The organism is Desulfatiglans sp. (assembly GCA_012513605.1).
Classification (GTDB): Bacteria; Desulfobacterota; DSM-4660; order Desulfatiglandales; family HGW-15; genus JAAZBV01.
Genome location: JAAZBV010000074.1, coordinates 1 through 5,230, shown reverse-complemented (window position 1 = coordinate 5,230; position 5,230 = coordinate 1). Strand labels below are relative to the sequence as shown.

The window sequence follows — 5,230 nt, the reverse complement described above, 5'->3', positions numbered from 1 at the left end:
CTGGATTTAAGTCTCTATACAATTTTACAGATTTTAAGTGTTAGTTTATTTGAGAAAGTACCACTATATCAGGCACTTTCAGATCAAGATTATAAACAAGTTATCCCACAGGATAGCAACCAATTGAATTTATTTAAATAACGTTGGGACAGTAGTGGGATTGTTTATTTATTTGACGGGTTTGTATTAGCAGAAAAGTAATCAATTATCAATGAGCAAATATCAATGATCAATTAGAAAGATAGGCTCCCGCCTCCGCCAACAACCTTCGCTAAAGCTATGGCGGTCGGAGAAGCTACGTCGGGCAGGATAGGCTGTTAGGAAAAACTGAAAGGTAAAAGCTAGGTTATAGGTAGTTAATTATCAATCACTCAGACTTGGATTCCTCTGACTCCTGCTCATCCCACATTTCACGATATGCATAAACATAGGAAACTGTAGCTTTCGGATTGATGTAATAATAGTACCGGCAGAGTTTTTTATATAAAAGCAGCATTCCATCATCGAAACAAAAACCAAGCATGCTATCAAGACATTGTTCAATACGCTGTGGATTCCTATCCCGCTCTCTTATAATGGTCTCAACTTCAACTGAATACAGTTTCACAGCCTGTTGCTCAAGACCTTTTGTTCCTTCAATAATTGCACCAATTTTTTGAACAAGGTCATCTATATCCGATTCATGTTTTTTCATAGTATTTACCTGTTTTAATACCTGAATAAAACAATTCTGAAAAAGTTTTAATGCCACCAAATTTTACTCTGCCCAGAAGTGGTATTAACTATATAATACGCCTTGTTTTTAATCAACATCTCGACCGCTGGCTAATTCAGTTTACCATTAATCTTAACAACGTATGCCACGCCCCACATTGACCTGTCATTAAAAAAATCTGCGGTTGGGGCAAGCCTGTAACCGGTTTCAGGTAATTTTCCATTAACTGAATCAGCAATCATGATCTCTTTACCCTTTTCCACAGCGAATATTTCATGCCATGAGAAGAGGCACCTGTACCCATCGCAAGCCACAAAAAGAAAATAGTCATCAGGTGTGATCTCTTTAAAATTGGCTTTCAGAAAGGCCCTTAACTCGAAACCCTCTGAGTCCACCTTATCTTCATACCCGTGCCCGTGACCTATCAGCACCCACTCCTTTTTTTCTATCCTGGGTATATTTTCAAATGCTGCCTGATATCTGTTTCCTCCATCTATGCAAGTAATAGCAGTGCTTACGCATTTAGCCTTTTTACGAATTGGAAGCAGGTTATCCGGGGCTGGAAGGGTGGTGTAGGTAATCTTCACAACATCATCCAGGTATCGGCTTACATCCGGTTCAGAAGGGGCAATAAGCCTGAGACCTGCGAGCAGCCCATTAAAGATATTTTTATCATAGGTATCTTTAACACTATCTGCAGTGGGTTTAATCTCTTCCCTGTAAAAGGCGAGGGTAACAGGCAGGCTGTCATCAGCCATGATCAACTCAGTAAAGGTGAACCCCACACTCTTACCTGAAGAGGATATAAACCTTACAAGGATATCCAGTGGTTGATTAAAGAGTGCATCTTTATCCTTTTGAGGCGCAATGCCCTCAAGGATGTTAAATACAGGAATGCCTGTATATGCATATGCCCCAAGGAATTTACCATCAGGGGTAAATTCCCTTGTCCTGATTCTTGTTGATGCAAAGCCATTAAGGGCCGATGCACTAAACCTGTATTCCTGTTTAACAAGCCCGTCAATAACAAGTGAAACACCCTTAGGGACATCTTTTGCTATAGCGAGCGGCGTGGCCCCTGAAACCGCATTAACCATATCATAATAATTTTTATTCTCCTGCCTGAAATAGATAAAGACAGCAGCCAGTATCAGCAGTACAATTATAATGTTTTTTTTCATGATGTTATTATCCTTATAAAAGTTTAATCAGGGAGCACTCGTTATATTATATTTGAGTAACTATAGGGAAGCTTACTATGCATGTCAATTATGATTGATGGATATTATATCTTAATATCTTACTCTAACTTCTTCTGTAAATATGGGCAGATCTTTTTTTTGGCCCGCTGAGTCAAGTGCAATATTTAACCGCCTGCCAGAATCATGACACAATATATTTAAAAAAGCAGGAGCACTAAAGGTGCTCCTACTGAGTTGAATCAGGGTAGTATTGGAGGTACTGCCCTTAAAAAAAGGGGATTAATGCATCAGGAAATCATGCGCCAAGCTTACCTTTCTTTTCCATTGTGTCGGCTACATGCTTCATCCCGTAGCCTTCAAGCGTCTTTCTTGTTGGCCAGCCGTGGGCAGTATCCCAGCCCTCCAGTTTATAGAAGTGGGTTTTAAATTCCTCTACGCCACCCTTGTCCAGGTACATATCCGGGAGGTCATCCCAACGCCATTTGCCATCTTCGTATACCGGGACTCCACCAAAAGCGGCCATCCCGCCGGCTCCGGGCCTGTACATGTAGGGGAAGAACACTTCTTGCTCCCGGCTTAGCCCGGCCATGGTTCGAATTGACCGCTCCAAGGTCCAGATCTTCCTGCCGATTTCAATCGTATCGGCAAAGGAACTCTTGCTGCCTGTAACCGCCCGATAATAATTCATTTCCATTTCGGGAGTGACCGTGTTCAGCCGTGGAAGGAAAAATTCGCAGAAGGCCATAGATTCGTTCCAGAAACTTGCATAATGCCGGGTCCAGGCCACTTCCTTGGCTTTATGCTCCGAATAAATGCCGGTTTTTCTGGCCTCATCTCCTTTCCAGGCATAGTTGAACATGAAGATATCTCCATTGTAAGGAATTACCCTGGCAGAAAGCCGTTCCAGAACCTTCTCAATAGGAGTGCCATCACGGGAAGTCCCGACTGCCGAGCTGAACCCATGCCAACTGGGATCTCCTGCTCCGAGCAGGTAGTTATAGGCCCATTCAACGTACGGCATGGTCCAATGCCCTGTAGCCCCCCAGGCCGGGAACCGCAGGGCGCCGTTCTCCATGTCCTGTTCCAGCCTCCCCCATCTCTTGGCCGCTTCGCAGACGCCTTCGGCTATGGCGTCGCCGATCCCTTCGCGCCGGGCTATCGCATCAAGAAACGCTTCGCGGAAGACCAACTCTCCCCATTGGTCCATGGGCAGCGGAGCTGATTCGATCTGCTTACCCGGACCCAGCACCCCCTGCTCATAGAGGTAACGCAGATACCAGCCGATTCCTGTTTCCATCGGTACTTTATGGTGGAAAAACTCCGGCGCATCGGGAACGTCCGACTCGAACGCTCCTGTAAAATGAGCCGCCCAGGAACTGGCTCCGTATTTCATCAATGCTCCGGCAGCGCGGTCTGCAGCTTCTGTTCCACGATCGCCCAGCCACAACTGACTGGTGCACATGGTTTCGCCGCCATATAATGTGTCGCGTCGACGGTCGGCACGGAGGCAGGGATTACAGGAACCACTGCCGGGTATTGCGGGACCGAATTGTCCTGACGATATCGGTGTCTGCATATCGGCCAATCTCGCATCAAGGACGCCCTTGGGATCAGCCATCTTCACATTGCCAGTCCCTGTCACGCTGATAGCCTTTAATTTCTTCGCCCCGAAAATCGAGCCATAGCCGCTGACGAGGCTGCTGCAGCCGCTGCCGTGAATCAAAGATGCCAGACTGGATTTGGCTTCTCCAATTGGGCCGATGCAAACGATCTGAGGCCTGGCCGTTGTATAGGCATCCCCAATCTGGTGCCAGTCCTCACCGTATCTAGTCCTTCCTCCCACCATTGAAGCTATTCGCTGCTGCGTTTCCCATGTATCCTTTCCCCATAACTCCTTGCCGTCCTCAATCTTGATCTGATCATTGATTATATTTAACCACACAGGGTTCTCTGACATACCTTCTATTACTATTCCATCCCAACCTGCTAGCTTCAACATGGTTGCAAAACGGCCGCCAAAATTGCCGCGATGGAATTCCCGAGTTGGAAAGGTCTCCGGACAGATACCGCAGACACTGGTTCTGCCGGCCCCGGGCACGCCCGTAGCCGCCAATCGACCCGTCATGATAGGAAGGACATGACGCGGATCGTGGGGATCCTTCAAATCCCATTCTCCCGGTGCAACTGCAAGATCCCAGAATATGGCCGCACCTATACCGTACCCACCGCCGAATTCCGCATATTTCTCAGTATCTATTGTGCTTATTTCCTTAGTCGTAAGATTGACTCGCGCTATCTTTCCTGTAAATCCGTTTGCCATTTTTTTCTCCTTTCCTATGATTTCACAGCCGGTTTCTTTGCGCCAGGGCCAAACGGCATCTTAGGGGCAGGTGGCGCAAGATCAACATCATAACCTCTGGTGTCCTCCTGAGTCGGGGCCTTATCAACCAGCTTCAGGGCCTTTGCTGGACAATTTGTTACACATGCGGGTTCTCCGCCAGGCCCGCCCTTTTTGCTCCAGAAAGGAGTATCAATGCACAGGTCACACTTGGTAGATTTCTTGATTATCGGGTTCCACACAGTCCTGTGCGGTCTCTGGGGGCACATCTGGATACATTTTTTACAGCCAATGCACTTCTTGCTGTCTATTACTCTTACATTTCCATGCTCCGTATCCACATGGGCTGCTCCTACAGGACAGTTTTCAACACATACAGGGGTTATGCACTGTCTGCATACTGCCATGACTATATCATTAGGGTAGGTCGTAAATGACGGGGCATCACGTATTATCTGTATCCGTGACAATGCTGGGTTTGCCTCTCCATAATGGGCCATAGAACATGCAAACATGCAGCTCTGACATCCCCAGCAGACCCTGCTGTCATACACTATATATCCTTCGGATTTGGGTAATGATTCCTTAATAGCGGCCTTTGCAGTACCAGGCACACCTGCTGCTATAGCACCTGCTGCAAGCGCTGCCCCGCTCCCTACCAGGAATTCACGCCTGTTCAATCTCTTCTTACTCTCTTCGGATTTTTCAGACTCAGCCATTGACCATTCTCCTTTCTATAATTATTAAATCCTATCTCTCGCCTAACACATTATTTCTGCTTCCTTGCTTAAACTGCTTTAATTCCTTATATCATTTTCAATATAAATAATTAATTAAAAAATATTAGTAATCACTCTTGTCCAAAAACGGTTTTTAGTTAATGAATTTTGATATTGAAAAAGTCCTCCTTATGGGAGATCGTTAAGTTACCAGACAAAACGAATTCCCAAAAGCAAAAGGAGGACAAACCTATGG

The 5,230-nt window shown here is 45.9% G+C and carries 4 protein-coding genes; all 4 read right to left on the bottom strand.

What is annotated here, in order from left to right:
- Positions 1 to 367: 367 nt before the first annotated feature.
- On the bottom strand, positions 368 to 694 hold the full coding sequence (locus GX654_09255; protein ID NLD37044.1) for a hypothetical protein: 327 nt from the start codon (positions 692 to 694) through the stop codon (positions 368 to 370).
- 131 nt (positions 695 to 825) lie between these two features.
- Complete coding sequence (locus GX654_09250; GenBank protein ID NLD37043.1) at positions 826 to 1,896, bottom strand: hypothetical protein; 1,071 nt, start codon at positions 1,894 to 1,896, stop codon at positions 826 to 828.
- Positions 1,897 to 2,212: 316 nt separating this feature from the next.
- Entirely contained in the window at positions 2,213 to 4,237 is a 2,025-nt protein-coding gene (locus GX654_09245) for a hypothetical protein (GenBank protein ID NLD37042.1), read from the bottom strand.
- A gap of 14 nt (positions 4,238 to 4,251) precedes the next feature.
- Positions 4,252 to 4,974, bottom strand: a complete 723-nt coding sequence (locus GX654_09240; protein NLD37041.1) for a 4Fe-4S dicluster domain-containing protein — start codon at positions 4,972 to 4,974, stop codon at positions 4,252 to 4,254.
- Positions 4,975 to 5,230: the final 256 nt, after the last annotated feature.

Excerpts from the sequence above, each read along its gene's own strand:
- GX654_09255 (NLD37044.1), bottom strand. The coding sequence starts at position 694 with ATGAAAAAACATGAATCGGATATAGATGACCTTGTTCAAAAAATTGGT.
- GX654_09245 (NLD37042.1), bottom strand. The coding sequence starts at position 4,237 with ATGGCAAACGGATTTACAGGAAAGATAGCGCGAGTCAATCTTACGACT.
- GX654_09250 (NLD37043.1), bottom strand. The coding sequence starts at position 1,896 with ATGAAAAAAAACATTATAATTGTACTGCTGATACTGGCTGCTGTCTTT.
- GX654_09240 (NLD37041.1), bottom strand. The coding sequence starts at position 4,974 with ATGGCTGAGTCTGAAAAATCCGAAGAGAGTAAGAAGAGATTGAACAGG.